Origin of the sequence: Rhizobium sp. LjRoot254 (assembly GCF_964254105.1) — a bacterium.
Classification (GTDB): Bacteria; Pseudomonadota; Alphaproteobacteria; order Rhizobiales; family Rhizobiaceae; genus Rhizobium_E.
Map to the genome: position 1 here is coordinate 3,172,015 of NZ_CAXUSM020000001.1, position 14,012 is coordinate 3,186,026.

14 protein-coding genes and 1 pseudogene are annotated in these 14,012 nt (G+C 59.1%); 7 read left to right on the forward strand and 8 right to left on the reverse strand.

The genetic code is table 11. The annotated features are described in order from the left end of the window. Positions 1 to 4 precede the first annotated feature (4 nt). Positions 5 to 1,597 carry an ABC transporter substrate-binding protein gene (locus ACSQ26_RS15650; protein WP_436010342.1) on the reverse strand — a complete coding sequence of 531 codons (1,593 nt, stop codon included), beginning with the start codon at positions 1,595 to 1,597 and terminating at the stop codon, positions 5 to 7. A 522-nt stretch (positions 1,598 to 2,119) separates the two neighbouring features. On the opposite strand from ACSQ26_RS15650, the gene ACSQ26_RS15655 reads away from it, so the two are divergent. Beyond that, positions 2,120 to 2,524, forward strand: coding sequence for a hypothetical protein (locus ACSQ26_RS15655; protein ID WP_436010344.1), 405 nt, complete (start codon positions 2,120 to 2,122; stop codon positions 2,522 to 2,524). A gap of 201 nt (positions 2,525 to 2,725) precedes the next feature. Here the strand turns inward: ACSQ26_RS15655 and ACSQ26_RS15660 are convergent, their stop codons facing one another. Both ACSQ26_RS15660 and ACSQ26_RS15665 read right to left on the reverse strand, forming a co-directional pair. Then, on the reverse strand, positions 2,726 to 3,334 hold the full coding sequence (locus tag ACSQ26_RS15660; protein ID WP_436010346.1) for a hypothetical protein: 609 nt from the start codon (positions 3,332 to 3,334) through the stop codon (positions 2,726 to 2,728). A gap of 434 nt (positions 3,335 to 3,768) precedes the next feature. Next, positions 3,769 to 4,072, reverse strand: a pseudogene (locus ACSQ26_RS15665) (HigA family addiction module antitoxin); the annotation flags it as partial. Positions 4,073 to 4,247: 175 nt separating this feature from the next. Here ACSQ26_RS15665 and ACSQ26_RS15670 point away from each other — a divergent pair. From ACSQ26_RS15670 to ACSQ26_RS15680, 3 genes are all read left to right on the forward strand, one after another. Further along, complete coding sequence (locus ACSQ26_RS15670; protein ID WP_436010348.1) at positions 4,248 to 5,657, forward strand: cytochrome ubiquinol oxidase subunit I; 1,410 nt, start codon at positions 4,248 to 4,250, stop codon at positions 5,655 to 5,657. Then, positions 5,647 to 6,651: a cytochrome d ubiquinol oxidase subunit II gene (gene cydB, locus ACSQ26_RS15675; protein ID WP_436010350.1), complete on the forward strand. Its 1,005-nt coding sequence runs from the start codon at positions 5,647 to 5,649 to the stop codon at positions 6,649 to 6,651. The genes ACSQ26_RS15670 and cydB overlap by 11 nt, the downstream gene beginning before the upstream one ends. Positions 6,652 to 6,903: 252 nt before the next feature. Next, positions 6,904 to 7,092 carry a hypothetical protein gene (locus ACSQ26_RS15680; protein ID WP_436010352.1) on the forward strand — a complete coding sequence of 63 codons (189 nt, stop codon included), beginning with the start codon at positions 6,904 to 6,906 and terminating at the stop codon, positions 7,090 to 7,092. On the opposite strand, the gene ACSQ26_RS15685 is transcribed toward ACSQ26_RS15680, so the two are convergent. The 3 genes from ACSQ26_RS15685 to ACSQ26_RS15695 all read right to left on the reverse strand — a co-directional run bounded on the left by ACSQ26_RS15685 (position 7,082) and on the right by ACSQ26_RS15695 (position 10,513). Continuing rightward, positions 7,082 to 7,813, reverse strand: a complete 732-nt coding sequence (locus tag ACSQ26_RS15685) for an NYN domain-containing protein (protein WP_436010354.1) — start codon at positions 7,811 to 7,813, stop codon at positions 7,082 to 7,084. The genes ACSQ26_RS15680 and ACSQ26_RS15685 overlap by 11 nt on opposite strands. A gap of 135 nt (positions 7,814 to 7,948) precedes the next feature. After that, a complete protein-coding gene (locus ACSQ26_RS15690; protein ID WP_436010356.1) occupies positions 7,949 to 9,718 on the reverse strand; it encodes a tetratricopeptide repeat protein in 1,770 nt (589 codons plus the stop codon). Between the two features lie 114 nt (positions 9,719 to 9,832). Further along, positions 9,833 to 10,513: a DNA-3-methyladenine glycosylase I gene (locus ACSQ26_RS15695; protein WP_436010358.1), complete on the reverse strand. Its 681-nt coding sequence runs from the start codon at positions 10,511 to 10,513 to the stop codon at positions 9,833 to 9,835. A 114-nt stretch (positions 10,514 to 10,627) separates the two neighbouring features. On the opposite strand from ACSQ26_RS15695, the gene msrB reads away from it, so the two are divergent. The 3 genes from msrB to ACSQ26_RS15710 all read left to right on the forward strand — a co-directional run bounded on the left by msrB (position 10,628) and on the right by ACSQ26_RS15710 (position 12,040). Beyond that, positions 10,628 to 11,077 carry a peptide-methionine (R)-S-oxide reductase MsrB gene (gene msrB, locus ACSQ26_RS15700; RefSeq protein ID WP_436010360.1) on the forward strand — a complete coding sequence of 150 codons (450 nt, stop codon included), beginning with the start codon at positions 10,628 to 10,630 and terminating at the stop codon, positions 11,075 to 11,077. Beyond that, positions 11,074 to 11,586, forward strand: a complete 513-nt coding sequence (gene msrA, locus ACSQ26_RS15705) for a peptide-methionine (S)-S-oxide reductase MsrA (RefSeq protein WP_436010362.1) — start codon at positions 11,074 to 11,076, stop codon at positions 11,584 to 11,586. Before msrB ends, msrA begins: the two co-directional genes overlap by 4 nt. Before the next feature lie 157 nt (positions 11,587 to 11,743). Next, a complete protein-coding gene (locus ACSQ26_RS15710; RefSeq protein WP_436010364.1) occupies positions 11,744 to 12,040 on the forward strand; it encodes a hypothetical protein in 297 nt (98 codons plus the stop codon). An 11-nt stretch (positions 12,041 to 12,051) separates the two neighbouring features. Here ACSQ26_RS15710 and ACSQ26_RS15715 read toward each other — a convergent pair whose 3' ends face one another. Together ACSQ26_RS15715 and ACSQ26_RS15720 are read right to left on the reverse strand one after the other, a co-directional pair. After that, complete coding sequence (locus tag ACSQ26_RS15715) at positions 12,052 to 12,423, reverse strand: hypothetical protein (RefSeq protein WP_436010366.1); 372 nt, start codon at positions 12,421 to 12,423, stop codon at positions 12,052 to 12,054. Between the two features lie 191 nt (positions 12,424 to 12,614). Beyond that, complete coding sequence (locus ACSQ26_RS15720) at positions 12,615 to 13,937, reverse strand: calcium-binding protein (protein ID WP_436010368.1); 1,323 nt, start codon at positions 13,935 to 13,937, stop codon at positions 12,615 to 12,617. Positions 13,938 to 14,012: the final 75 nt, after the last annotated feature.

Sequence of the window (14,012 nt, forward strand, 5' to 3'; positions counted from 1 at the left end):
CATGTTACTCGGCTTTATCCACACCGTCAAAGCGATGGATGCCAAGGGGGTCCATCATGAAGCCTGAGACGTTCTTGCGGGCGACCGCATAGACTTGAGAGTGGGCCATGGTGAAGGCGGGCGCCTCGCGCTTGAAGACGACCTGAGCCTCTTCATAAAGCTTGGTGCGCTCGGCCAGGTCGGAGGTGATCTTGGCCTTCTGGATCAGATCCTCGAACTCCTTGTTGCACCAGCTCGAATAGTTGGACACGCCAATGGCCGAGCAGGAGAACAGGGTTGCGAAGAAATTGTCCGGGTCGCCGTTGTCGCCCGTCCAGCCGATCTGGAACGCGCCGGCGCGGTCCTTCTTCTTGCCTTCTTCGCGATACTTGGTCCATTCAAGGGTCTTGATCGTTGCCTTGACGCCGACGGCTGCCCAATCCTGCTGGATCAGTTCGGCTGCACGAGCAAAGCTCGGATTGTAGGGACGGAAGCGGTCCGAAGCCCACAGATCGATCTCGGTCACGTTGTTGGCGGCGAGAACTTTCTTGGCTTCTTCCGGGTTGTACTCGTCGTCCTTGACGTCCTTGTTATAGGACCACATGGTCGGCGGGATCAGGTTGGTTGCAGGCGTTGCGCCGGCATCTCCGAACAGGGCTTCGATCATGGACTTCTTGTTGATGGCCATGTTGAGCGCCTTGCGGACTTCGACCTTGTCGAAGGGCGCCTGGGTGGTGTTGTAGGACATATAGCCGATGTTGAGACCGGCCTGTTCCATGACGTTGAGATCGGCATTGGCCTTCAGCGCCTTGATATCGGCCGGGTTCGGATACGGCATGATATCGCATTCGCCGGCGGCAATCTTCTGCATGCGGGCGCTGGCGTCAGGGGTGATGGCGAAGATCAGGTCGTCGATCTTTTCCTTGCCCTTGAAGTAGTCGGGGTTGGCCGAGTAGCGGATGACGGAGTCGAGCTGATAATCGACGAACTGGAAAGGACCAGTGCCGACAGGTTCGCTGGCGAACTTCTCGGGCGTGCCGGCTTCCATCAGCTTGTCGGCATATTCCTTCGACGCAATAGACGCGAAGTCCATGCCGAGGTTGGCGATCATCGGCGCATTCGGTTCGGTGAGCGTCATCTTGACCGTCAGGTCATCGACCTTCTCGACCGACTTGAGGTACTTTGGCATGTCCATGCCCTGGAAATAATCCCAGGTGATGTTGGGCATGTAGGTGTGCCACTTGTTATCTTCCTTCCACTGGCGCTCGAAGGAGAAGATCACGTCGTCCGCATTGAGTTCGCGGGAAGGCGTGAAGAAGGACGTCGTATGGAACTTGACGCCCTTGCGCAGCTTGAACGTGTAGGTCAGGCCGTCATCGGAAATGGTCCAGCTCTCGGCAAGGCCGGGCTCGATTTCAGTCGAGCCGTGCTTGAATTCGACGAGGCGGCTGTAGACCGTACGCGACGAGGCGTCGAAGTCGTTGCCACCAGTCGTGATGCTGGGATCGAAGTTGGCCGGAGATGCTTCCGAGCAATAGACGAGCGTCTTGGCGGACGCGGCAAACGCGAAAGCCGAGACAATGGCGGTGGCGGCGAGGAGTGTCGCTATTTTTTTCATGATTTCCCCCTTGGTTGCATCCGCGCCTGACATTTATGCGCGGTTGGCCGGAATGGACCGCATTTGGAAATGAAATGCAATATGCCTTGCGGGAAATTTTTTCCAAAAGGTCAAACTATGCGCGAAGCCATGTTCAATTTTGCGCGAGCCGCCAATTCCCGGCATTTTCCGTTCGCCGGGCCACTCGCAATGCGGGGGTCGAGGGCTTTGAGCGGAACCGCGAAGCGACCTCAGACGGGATGGATTTTCTACAATTGAGGGTTAACGCGGAAAAGCCGCGTTCCGACGGCACCATTCCAGCCCCGCCATGCCCTAACCGGTTAGCGTCATGGCGTATCCTCGCCTTCACCGAATGCATGCGCGTGTCGCAATCTGTGGCACCCCGCCAAAGACTGTGAAGAATTGCGTCAATGTGGCCAAAAAGTGATACCGTTTTTTCGCCAAGAGGTTTAATGCGGGTTCCGAAAGAAACACGTGACCTCCGGGGTTTCCCGGCATCTATTTCAGAGGAATCCTTCCCGCATGATTTCCCGCATCGCGCTCTTGACCGTCCTTGGCCTTGCCGTCGCCGGCTGCTCGACTGTTGCCGCCGTATCCGGCGACCCGCTTTCCGCCCGCTGGGTGGGCCAGGAAGCGGGTAAGTTCTTCGCCGCTTATGGCCCGCCGGTCTCCGACGTCGAAAGCGGTTCGTCTACGACTTATGTCTGGCGCGGCGGATACCGCACCCGCAAGGAAGCGGCGCAATATACCGGCGAAGGCAAGGACAAGAAGCTCGTGGCACGCGCCCGGACGGCGTATCTCGTCTGCCAGGTCAAGCTGGTCGTCGGCGAGGATTACAGGATCAAGTCGATCGATGCGACCGTGGACAAGGCCGGCCGTGACGGCGGCCCGACCTGGTGCGAACAGACGCTGGATGCCGCGAAGTAAGGTTTGATCTGCAGAATGATGAGAGCCTACGGAGTGTTTCGCGGGCTTTCCTCAGTGGTTTCCTTCCGCTCACTTATTGTAACCGTTTGAACCTCAGCGATTGTGGGCGGCTGGCTTAAACGTGTGGGGTTCGCATTTTCGTATTCATGGGCCAAACGAGATGGCTGGTTGTGCGAGGTGCCTAGTTCGACATTGAGAACATCACGAAGCAGGATCTGATGGCCCGGCCTTCGAAGCTTGCTTATTCAGAAGGAGCGATACTGCGTTCCGCAAGTCGGTTCCATCCTGACGTAGTATTGCCATTTTCTGCACGAGATCGGTGAGAATTAATCTTACCGCGTGCGCCGGGCGTAGGCATTCATCATCAGATTCATTGTGCAGCCCCACGCTCAACGCGGAATGTAGGATCGTCAAGGGGTTATTACCGTTTATAAGCAGGCCCTGAGGAAGTGCAGTTTTTATTTGCTCGATCGCTTTGAAAAAGGAGACTTCTTTCTTCGCCGCGTGCAGTTCCGCTATAAGTTTTGTTTGAGGTTCAACTGTCTGACACACCTTGATTATCCGGTCGAAGATGTCGTTCTTATGATTTTCAACTACTCGGCGATAATAGGCGAAAGCGCCGATGCCTAGACCCTGATTTTCACATTGCCGGCCCTTTAAGAATACATCTCGATCGTCGCCGAAGAGCCGAAGAAGTTTATTCGGAACGGGAACGCCGAACGCGGGCAGCTCGCCATATTTATAGACGGAACCTTGAGGAGCCTTTTCGCCGAGACGAGCATGCAACGAATACTGCTTCAACTGCGTCAAGCAATCACCGCACCTATACGTCAGATGAAAACTGTGGGTTCCGCGCCCAACTTGAAAGTCAACGTCGTCCTTACATCTGAAAGTCCGCTCGCCTTCGCACGTAACGCAATGAAGCCGAATGTCCGGTGTAAGCACTTGGGCGTAGCGGGTAGTGCCGTGTGTCTTCATACCCCATAGGCCCACGACCGCAGTCATGAGAGACGGGTGAATTGCCTCAAGAAACTGTTGAAAAGATATTGGATTGGACTCGTCAATCTCACCAGCGTCATCCGCATCCTCTGCGTCATCCGTCATCGCTCACTGCATCCCAATGTGAAGGTATCTGAATTCAGCACAGCCAGTCCTATGGTGTCCAGAGATGATTGAAGTAATGCCGAGATTGCAACCCAGTGAAAATTATTGATGCGTCGGTTCTCGCAAAAATGAGCTACTCCGGCGGAGTGAAACGTCGGGAAGCCGCTTACGTCAACATCCCTCGCCGTGACAAGCGTCATAGGCCGCCTGCATGCGTAGCCATACAGCGGCTCCATCGCCGAACATTTTCCCAAGCCGCGCCGCCACCATCGGCGAAACAGGCTTTTTCTCGTTGATAATGTCGTAAATTTGCTGCCGGGAAATCCCCAGCAGACTGGCGATCTCGGTCTCGGACCTTCCGGTCGCCGGGATAATGTCGTCGAGCAACGCTCCAGGATGGGACGGGCACCTTTCGGTCGGTCTCTGGGGCTTAAATTCGGTCATATGTCTTCTCCGGTCTGCCGGCCAACTCAATGGTATGCTCGAAATCGACACGCAAGCAACCTGCGCCAAAGCCGCGCAGGTCCAGAATGTCGCGTTGACTATACCACCGCATAGGCTTCACCTTTGTTGAATACGACGTTACATTCGTGACTAGGTTGAAAAGGAGAAGACCCCGATGTGGGACAATCTCGATGCGGCGATGCTGGCGCGTCTCCAGTTTGCCTTTACGGTCTCGTTCCACATCGTGTTTCCCGCCTTTTCCATCGGGCTTGCCAGCTACCTGGCGGTGCTGGAGGGGCTTTACCTCTGGACCAGGGACAAGGTCTATGAGGAGCTCTTCGATTTCTGGAAGGCGATCTTCGCCATTGCCTTCGGCATGGGCGTCGTCTCCGGCATCGTGATGAGCTACCAGTTCGGCACCAACTGGAGCGTCTTTTCCGACAAGGCCGGGCCGGTGATCGGGCCGCTGATGGGATACGAGGTGCTGACGGCATTCTTCCTTGAGGCCGGCTTCCTCGGCGTCATGCTGTTCGGCAAGAAGCGGGTCGGCCCGAGCCTGCACTATTTCGCGACGCTGATGGTGGCGCTGGGTACCTTGATCTCCGCGACCTGGATCCTCTCGGTCAACAGCTGGATGCAGACGCCGCAGGGCCATGGCATGAATGCCGAGGGCCAGTTCATCCCGCTCGACTGGTGGGCGATCATCTTCAATCCGTCGTTCCCGTATCGCCTCGTCCACATGGTATTGGCCGCCTATCTTACGACAGCACTGGTCGTCGGCGCCGTGGGCGCATGGCATCTGCTGAAAAAGACCGCGCCGGTGCGATCGCGGCGGATGCTGTCGATGGCGATGTGGATGGTGACCTGTACGGCGCCGATCCAGATCATCGCCGGCGACCAGCATGGGCTCAACACGCTGGAGCACCAGCCGGTGAAGATCATGGCCATGGAGGGCCATTACGAGAGCCATCCGGATGGCGCGCCGCTCTATCTCTTCGGCATTCCCAACGACAAGGAGCAGCGGCTCGACTACGCGGTCGGCATCCCCAAGCTTGGGAGCCTGATCCTCAAGCACCACCTCGATGCGCCGATGGCCGGCCTCGACACGATCCCCGACGATAAGCAGCCGCCGGCTTTCGTTGTTTTCTGGTCGTTTCGCGTGATGGTGGGCCTTGGCCTAGCCATGCTCGGCCTTGGCCTTCTCAGCCTCTTCTGTCGCTGGCGCGGCACTTTCGAGAGCAATCGCTTTTTCCTTGGTGTCGCGACGCTGATGGGTCCTGCCGGGTTTATCGCGGTGCTGGCCGGCTGGATCACCACCGAGGTCGGCCGTCAACCCTATACGGTCTATGGCCTGCTGCTGACGGCGGAATCGCGGTCGCCGATCGCGGCACCTGCAGTCGCCACCTCGCTGATCGCCTTCATCGTGGTCTACTTCTTCGTCTTCGGCGCCGGCATCTTTTACATCCTCCGGCTGATGGCGCGGCTGCCGCGTGATCCGCTGCCCGGGCTTACCGAGGGACCGATCCGTACGGCCGGGGTCAATCCCGGTCCCGCGCAACACCAGGAGCACGGCCATGCCCATTGATTACGCCTTCATCTGGGCTGCGCTGATTGCCTTTGCCGTGCTCGCCTATGTCGTGCTGGATGGTTTCGATCTCGGCGTCGCGCTGCTCTTTCCGTTCTTTCCTGAGAAGCATGACCGCGATGTGATGATGAATTCCGTCGCGCCGGTCTGGGATGGCAACGAGACCTGGCTGGTGCTCGGCGGCGGCGGGCTGATGGCGGTGTTTCCCCTCGCCTACGCGACGATCCTGCCGGCGCTCTATGCGCCCATCATCGCCATGCTGCTGGGTTTGATCTTCCGTGGCGTGGCTTTCGAATACCGCTGGCGCACCAAGCGCTGGGAGAATTTCTGGAACTGGGCCTTCACCGGCGGTTCCGCCGTGGCGGGTTTTGCCCAGGGCGTGGCGCTCGGCGCTCTGGTGCAGGGCATTCCGGTGGTCAACCGGGCCTATGCCGGCGGCTGGTGGGATTGGCTGACGCCGTTTTCGCTCGCCACGGGTATCGCGCTTGTTATCGGGTATGCGCTGCTCGGCGCCACCTGGCTGGTGATGAAGACGACGGGCGAACTGCTGGAGAAGGCGCGCCGCATCGCGCTGGTCACGGCGGTGCTGACGCTCGTATCCATGGGCATATTCAGCCTGTGGACGCCGTTCCTCGAACCGCTCTATCTCGACCGCTGGTTCGGCTGGCCGACGGCGATCTTCTCGGTCATCGTGCCGGTGCTGGTGCTCGGCTGCTTCGCGCTGCTGTTTTACGGGCTCCGCCAGGGCCGCGACGCCCGGCCCTTTCTCGCGGCACTCGGGCTTTTCGTGCTCGGGTTCGCCGGCATCGGCATCAGCTTCTACCCCTATATCATCCCGACATCGGTGACGATCTGGGAGGCCGCGGCGCCCGAATCGAGCCTGAAATTCCTGCTCGCCGGCGCCGTGGTGCTGGTGCCGCTGATCCTCGCCTACACCGCCTATTCCTACTGGGTGTTCCGTGGCAAGATCGATCCCGAGGAGGGCTATCACTGATGGCCGAGGGCATCGGCAAGCGGCTGCTCTGGTTCGTTGGCCTGTGGGCAGCGGGTGTGCTGGCGGTGACAGTTGTGGGGCTGGCCATCAAGCTCGTCCTCGCCTGATTATCCACAATCACTGAGCGGATACCGCCATGAAATTGGCTCGGAACGATACAGATTTCCGGCAATCCCGTGGCAAATTTCCGCTGGTTAACCAAGGCTCTGGCGCGCCATTGCATTTTGGGGCAATGCGGGCAATCTCCCCGCCATGCAGACATTCGGAAAACGCCAATACGCCCATATGGAACTCGATCCTTGGGCCACGAAGCGCAGGCTGCGCGAGAAAGAACCGCGCGATCGGAGCATCCCGGTCTCCCGCATCACCGGGTACCTGATCGCACTGGTGACGATCGGCGTGATTGCGGTGGCTAGCTTCGAGATGCTGGTTATGGCTTAACGAGCTTGAGCACTATCCACTTTCTTGGTGCCACACCGTCCTGGCCCTTTTTCACAGCGATGACATCGAATTGCTCGGTCTGAAGCACAAGTTTCTTGAGCTTGCCGTTACCGCAATATTTGGCACCAAATTCCGGCGCTTGCTGCCTTATAAAGGCGCCGATATGTGAAAGCATGACCAACCCATCCGTCGCCGTGGATACCGCGAGCGCGCGCTTTATGAGCTCCACCGCCTCAACCAAGTGCGACGCACTTTGCTTCTCCGACGCGCTTACGTCGTGAGCAGTTCCGCCAATATTGACGAACCTGTCGCATGCATTCCGGAAGCATTCGGCGGCTTTCGCTGTTCCAAACCCATAAGCCATCAGCCCTTGCTCTCGCAGCCTTATCGCTAACGGCGCGAAATCGCTGTCGGACGAAACGAGGCAGACCCCGTCGATCCGATCCGTCGCCATGATATCCATCGCATCGATGACCATGGAGATGTCAGTCGCGTTCTTGCCTGTCGTGTGAACGAACTGTCGGCGCGACAAAAGCGCGAAGCGCTGGGTGGCATCGGCCCAACCTTTCGCGTCCGCCCGGGCAATATCTCCATAGACGCGGCGGATCGTCGGAGTGCCCAGCGTCGCGACCTCCTCGAACAGCCGATCCAAGAATTTGGGGGATATGTTGTCGGCATCGATCAGAACCGCCAGGCGCGGCATCAGTGTTTGGGCGGGCATTCGGACTCTCGAAAATTGCGCTCTATTCAACTTAATGGAAGATGCCGTCCCATGCACAACCAAATCTTCTAAGCCTTAACGTTGAATAAAGATCGCGCGGCCGGGCCCCCCATCGCCCAGCACCAACTGCCCGCCCTACTCCACGATCCCCGCCTTGCGCAGGCCCTCGACGCGGATTTCGAATTCTTCCGGGTTCCTGAAAGGCAGAACCCGGCGACGGCGCTCGATGGAGAAGTTGGGATCGATCCTGAAAACCTGTGCCCAGGCTGCCTTCGCTTCATCCATCCGGCCAAGATGACCGTAGCTCGACGCGAGCAGGGCATAGGATGTCTCGGAATTCGGGTTTCGATCGAGCCGCTGCTTGAGCACATCGACCGCAGTGGCAAATTCACCGAGCGCGAAGCGAGCCTCGGCAATGAAGTAGAGCGTTATCTCCGGATACAGCGGGTCCAGCCGCATATACGCTTCAAGGGTTTCGAGCGCGCCGGCCGGATCGCCGGAGAACTTCAGAGCCTGGCTCATAGCGAGGTGACCCTCGGGCGAGTTTGGTGAAAGTGCCACGCAGCACCTGGCCTCGGCCAGCGCCCGGTCGAGGTCGCGGCTCCAGGTCAATGCAACGGAGAGCGCAAAATGGGCTTGGGGCTCATCCGGGTCCATCTCGATGGCCCGCGCAGCGATTTCCAACGCTTTCTCCAGCGATTTGTCCGGATCGTCGGACGATCCCATAATGTATCCGTTCGCATGGATGAAAGCGATTTGAGCATGCGCCGCGGCATAACAGGGACTCAATTGGACCGCGCGCTGCAACAGGTCGAGCGCAAAGGCGTTGTTGCTTTTCGTATGCTGCCATGTTTGCTCCCGGGCACGCAGATAGAGTTGATATGCCTCGACATCGATCGGCGGCCGCTGCGTTCCGCCCCCCGTTTTCGGAGCGATAAGCTTCAACTTGAGTGCCGCGACGATTTCCTGCGTCAGTTCATCCTGGATCGCGAAAATGTCGGAGAGATCACGATCGAAGCGATTGGCCCAGACATGCCCGCCGCCAATCGAGTCGATCAATTGCGCGGTGACCCGGACACGGTTGCCTGCCTTGCGGACGCTGCCCTCCAGGACATAGCGGACCCCCAATGCCCGGGCGACCTCCGGTATCGAGACCGGGCTTGCCTTGTAGACGAAGGACGAATTGCGGGCGATGACATGCAGTTCGCCGAGCTTCGAGAGATCGGTGATGATATCCTCGCTGATGCCGTCGGAGAAATATTCCTGTTCGGCGTCTCCGCTCATGTTGTTGAAGGCAAGCACGGCTATCGACGGTTTTTCGAGATGTGCCGGGCTGGCCGGTACGACCGCCGCCTGGGCCGCCGGCCGAGGCCGGGCGGCTCCGCCGACATGGACGCTGTAAATGCGCATCGGTTCGGCGATGTTCTTGAGCGTGGTTTCCCCCAGATCACTGATGGCAAGATCGAGACGTGCCCTCACCTGCCGATAGGCGTCCTCCGAAAGACAGATGTCGCCGGGTTCCGCAACCCCCTCCAGCCGTGCGGCGATGTTGACGCCGTCGCCCATCAGGTCGCCGTCGCTCTCCTCCACGACGTCGCCAAGGTGAATGCCGACGCGGAATTCGATGCGGCGATCCTCCGGCAGTCCGAAATTGCGCTCGACCATCGCGCTCTGGATTTCTATGGCGCAACGCACGGCATCGACCACACTGCGGAATTCGATGATGGCGCCATCGCCCGTGCGCTTGACAATGCGGCCGCCATGCACGGCGACGGTCGGATCGATCAGGTCACTGCGCAGGGTCCGCAATCGCGCAAGCGTCCGGTCCTCGTCCGCGCCGGCCAGCCGGCTGAACCCGACGACATCGGCAGCCAGGATCGCCGCCAGCTTTCGCGACTCGGCCATATGCTCGCCTTACTCGATCTTGTCGATTCTCAGGATATGCGCTGCCGCCAGTCGACGCCCGGCAGCCGCCTTAAAGACAGTACGCGGAAGCGATAATATTAGCAATTAAGCGCTCTAATGGCTGTCGATCGACTGCGCCGCAATCACCGAGAGATGCGACATCGGCAGGCCCGTCTCCTTCGCCCACTCATTGAATGCCGCCTGGATCGCCTTGCGTTCGGCCTTGCCCGAGCCGTCGCCGGTGATGGCCACACCGGCCTCCCTCAGGCAGGCCGCCACATCGCGCGAGATCACAAAGTTTTCCTTGCCGATGGCGCGCAGCACGTATTGACCCGTATGGCCGCCCAGCCGGTCGCCGCGTTTCTTGAGGAATTCGAAGAGACCGACGAGATCGGTCGAAGGCCAATCGAGCAGGAAATTCATGGCACTGCCATGTTCCCGTGCGAGATCGCTGATGAAGGCGGCATTCCTGCGGATCGCCTGTACTTTGGCGCCGTGGCGGATGATGCGCTTGTCACTCAATAGGTCGTGCCAGAAGTCGTCGGGCTGGATGTTGAGGAGGTTCGGATCGAAGCCGAGGAAGGCATCCTCGATTCCAGGCCATTTGCTCTCCACCACCTTCCAGGAAATGCCCGACGAGAAAATGTACTTCGCCATCTCCGCCAGCAGCCGGTCGTCGCTGCCGATATCGCTACCCGACCGGCTGAGGTAATTCTTGAGCCGCTCTTCGATCGCAGCCTTGCCCTTGCGCGCCTCGGCCCGTTCGCGGATTTCGCTGAATGCCTTGAGTGTCATCGTCTCCCCCTTCCCTCACGCGGTTCTGAAACCTTCGTGATCGCAGATGATTTATGCCGATCGAGAGCCTATATTGGCACTATCCGAAATCAAGCAACAGGTTTGGAGGATCAATTGCCATCCTATCAGAAGAGTGCGGAAGCCATTGCCCGCCTCACACCCGAGCAGTACCGGGTCACCCAGCAGAACGGCACCGAGCGCCCGGGCAGCGGCGAATACGAATATAACAAGAAGCCCGGCATCTATGTCGATATCGTCTCGGGCGAACCGCTGTTCGCCTCGTCGGACAAATTCGATTCAGGCTGCGGCTGGCCGAGCTTCACAAAGCCAATCGAGCCCGCGAACGTCGCCGAGCTGCGCGATGCGACCTATGGCATGGTGCGCACCGAAGTCCGTTCGAAGCATGGCGACAGCCATCTCGGCCATGTGTTTCCCGATGGCCCGCGCGATCGTGGCGGCCTGCGCTACTGCATCAATTCGGCCTCACTCCGCTTTGTCCATCGTGACGACATGGAGAGCCAAGGCTATGGTGATTACCTCAACCAGGTGGAGGACGTGACATGACGACTGAACGCGCAGTGCTCGCAGGCGGCTGCTTCTGGGGCATGGAGCAACTGATCCGCCGCATGGACGGCGTGGTCGATACCCGCGTCGGCTATTCCGGCGGCGATGTGAAGAACGCCACCTATCGCAACCATGGCACCCATGCCGAAGCGATCGAGATCATCTTCGATCCGTCGAAGCTCAGCTATCGCAGGCTCCTGGAGTTCTTCTTCCAGATCCATGATCCCTCGACCAAGGATCGGCAGGGCAATGACCGGGGATCAAGCTACCGCTCGGCGATCTATTGCGAAAGCGACGAACAGAAGCGTGTCGCACTCGATACGATCGCCGATGTCGACGCCTCCGGCCTGTGGCCCGGCAAAGTGGTGACCGAAGTCGAGCCGGTCGGCGATTTCTGGGAAGCCGAGCCGGAGCACCAGGATTACCTGGAGCGGATCCCGAACGGCTATACCTGCCACTTCATCCGGCCGAATTGGCGTCTGCCGGTGCGCGACAAGTCGGCCGCCTGACGCAAGCGGAGCCGGTCGGCCGATGGTCGACCGGACTTCTCTTACCATGACACGCAGTTGTGAAGACTCGACCCTAGACCACTCTAGGTATCATAAGATAAGCTGAATGTACTGGGTAGAGTCCGACAGCGGGCTTCGCCTGTTCCCGGAGGCTATCATGCGGCGGTTTCTCCTGGCATTTCTTGTATTGCCACTCACATTCCTGTTCGTCTCCCCGGCTCCCGTGCTCGCGCGCGACGCCGTCAGGATCATATACGTCAGCCAGATTTCCAACGACGGCGAGCGGGCCGCTATCGAGGCCAAGGCCACCAGGTCCCGCGTCGCCGCAGTGCAGGCCGACATCAATGGTGATCGGAACGCCGTGGCCCAGCTGCGCGCCAAGAACATTCAGATCCGTAACGTCATAGGTGTGGACCGGTTCTCGAGCGGCAGGACGGTCTATTATGTTCGCTGAGGCGAGCCGCGCTATCGCAGGAAGATGACCAGACCGCCGTTCAGCGCCTGCTGGATGCCGCCGACATTGTTGATCTGCACACCCTCGGCACGCAGCGCGGCTGCCAGCCCGCGATTTTCGATGACCGTGGCCTGAAGCGCCTCGACGCGATCCGGATAAACCCTCATCCAGTTGTCGATGCGGATGTATTCGTCGCTGCCCAGCGGCAGATCGTCGATGCGCCGAATGCTGTAGCGCTCGCCGTTCCACTCGAGAATGGCGTCTTGCGGGAAATAGCGGCTGTTGGCGAGCGCCTGCGCGTGGACGGCCACCGGCAGGAGGGCCGCAGTGCCGGTCAGCGAGGCAAAGCTGATATATGCGATTGTAGCCAGACGGTGCAACATGGGAACCTCCTTTGCCCGCGCCCGGATTTGCTCGCGACAGGCCAGCAACCCATGCCGGTCCGGAAGAGTTTCTCTCGTGCGACAAGTGATTTTAGCACATCGCCGTCAATCGAGCGACTGCAATCTCCCGCTGCAATCGCAGCAACTGAAAGCCCCCCGCAAGCGCCGGCTTGCGGGGATCTTTGCTATCGTCAGAGGACGATGAAGTTTTCATTGGTGAGCAAGAGGCCCGCCTCGACATGCGCGAAGCGCGTCATCGCGCCTACGCCACTTCCATCGGCATCATAGTAGATGTCGCCGTTGACCGAGTCATAGATGAGGCGTTGTTCGGCCGTCGTAGCCGCCAGGTCATCGCCTTCTCCAACCAGAAGAAATTCTTCGGCAATGGGCGTTCCCCCGCCGGAGAACGCGGTGAAGATCGTGACATCGAGTTGGATCAGTTCGTCCGACACGTCGAAATCCTGGATGCTGTCGACATTGCTTTCCTCGTTGAGCGCGGTATCGAAGATGAAGATCTCCGAACCGCCGCCACCGACCAGTTCATCGTTTCCGGCACCACCAGAGATCGTGTCGTCGCCGTCCTCGCCGCGCAGAAAGTTGTCCTTGGCGTTGCCCGTGAGGACGTCGATGTAATTCGTTCCTATCACGCCCTCGATGTTGGATACCTTGTCGGTCCTGTCGAAGCCATCCGTCACCCTGCCGTCCTCGAGATCGGCGAAAATGCCGATCCCCAGCCCGCCCTGGTTCTCGTCGCGGTTATAGCGGACGATGTCGAAACCGCCCCTGCCGTCGATCGTGTCGCGGCCGCCGATGCCCATGAACCTTTCATCGCGACCGGACCCCTTCATCGAATCGGCGAACTGCGAGCCGCGAAAATCTTCGATATTCTTGAAGGTCTCGGCATTGCCGAAAGTATCGGTCACCGTGCCCTTGGCAGCGTCCAGCACAATGCCGCCGACGGCATTCGGATTTCCGCGTGAATCGGCGAAGCTCAGCTGATCGGCGGTACCTGCGCCGCCGTCATAGGTGTCCTTGCCCTCGCCGCCCACGAGGAAATCGTCTCCTCCCTTGCCGTTGAGCACATCATTGCCAGCAAAGCCGTAGAGATCGTCGTGGCCACCGCTGCCATTGAGCTTGTCCGCACGGTTGAGCAGCCAGCTCTGCACCCCCCAGCCATCGAAGCTGGCGGCGGCATCGTCGAATGCCGCCAGCGAGACATTGACGGCCAGGCTGCTGACGAGCGTAACCCCGTCGCCCAGCATCAACTCTATCTTGGAAATCTTGCCGCCGACCGCCTCGCTCAACTCATAATCAAAGCCGGTGCCGGTGAGTTTGAGAAAAAGGCCATTTGCAAGCTCAAAAGTGATGTTGGTTGCCATATCGACGATCCTGGTCGCTGTCGAAAGGTCGACAAGCTCACCGAGCATCGGATTGAAATCTTCGAAATCGGGAATACTGGGATCATAATCCACCGGATAGTTCCCGCCCGGAAAAAATACTGTGTAAGTTGCCATGTTCAGTCTCCCCTATTGCACTGGTTGGAATGCTTAGCACGGTGGTTATGGTTTTCAATTCACCAATATGGGGGA

Coding starts and splice junctions, on each gene's coding strand:
- ACSQ26_RS15650 (WP_436010342.1), bottom strand. CDS start 1,597: ATGAAAAAAATAGCGACACTCCTCGCCGCCACCGCCATTGTCTCGGCT.
- ACSQ26_RS15655 (WP_436010344.1), top strand. CDS start 2,120: ATGATTTCCCGCATCGCGCTCTTGACCGTCCTTGGCCTTGCCGTCGCC.
- ACSQ26_RS15670 (WP_436010348.1), top strand. CDS start 4,248: ATGTGGGACAATCTCGATGCGGCGATGCTGGCGCGTCTCCAGTTTGCC.
- cydB (WP_436010350.1), top strand. CDS start 5,647: ATGCCCATTGATTACGCCTTCATCTGGGCTGCGCTGATTGCCTTTGCC.
- ACSQ26_RS15680 (WP_436010352.1), top strand. CDS start 6,904: ATGCAGACATTCGGAAAACGCCAATACGCCCATATGGAACTCGATCCT.
- ACSQ26_RS15685 (WP_436010354.1), bottom strand. CDS start 7,813: ATGCCCGCCCAAACACTGATGCCGCGCCTGGCGGTTCTGATCGATGCC.
- ACSQ26_RS15690 (WP_436010356.1), bottom strand. CDS start 9,718: ATGGCCGAGTCGCGAAAGCTGGCGGCGATCCTGGCTGCCGATGTCGTC.
- ACSQ26_RS15695 (WP_436010358.1), bottom strand. CDS start 10,513: ATGACACTCAAGGCATTCAGCGAAATCCGCGAACGGGCCGAGGCGCGC.
- msrA (WP_436010362.1), top strand. CDS start 11,074: ATGACGACTGAACGCGCAGTGCTCGCAGGCGGCTGCTTCTGGGGCATG.
- ACSQ26_RS15710 (WP_436010364.1), top strand. CDS start 11,744: ATGCGGCGGTTTCTCCTGGCATTTCTTGTATTGCCACTCACATTCCTG.
- ACSQ26_RS15715 (WP_436010366.1), bottom strand. CDS start 12,423: ATGTTGCACCGTCTGGCTACAATCGCATATATCAGCTTTGCCTCGCTG.
- ACSQ26_RS15720 (WP_436010368.1), bottom strand. CDS start 13,937: ATGGCAACTTACACAGTATTTTTTCCGGGCGGGAACTATCCGGTGGAT.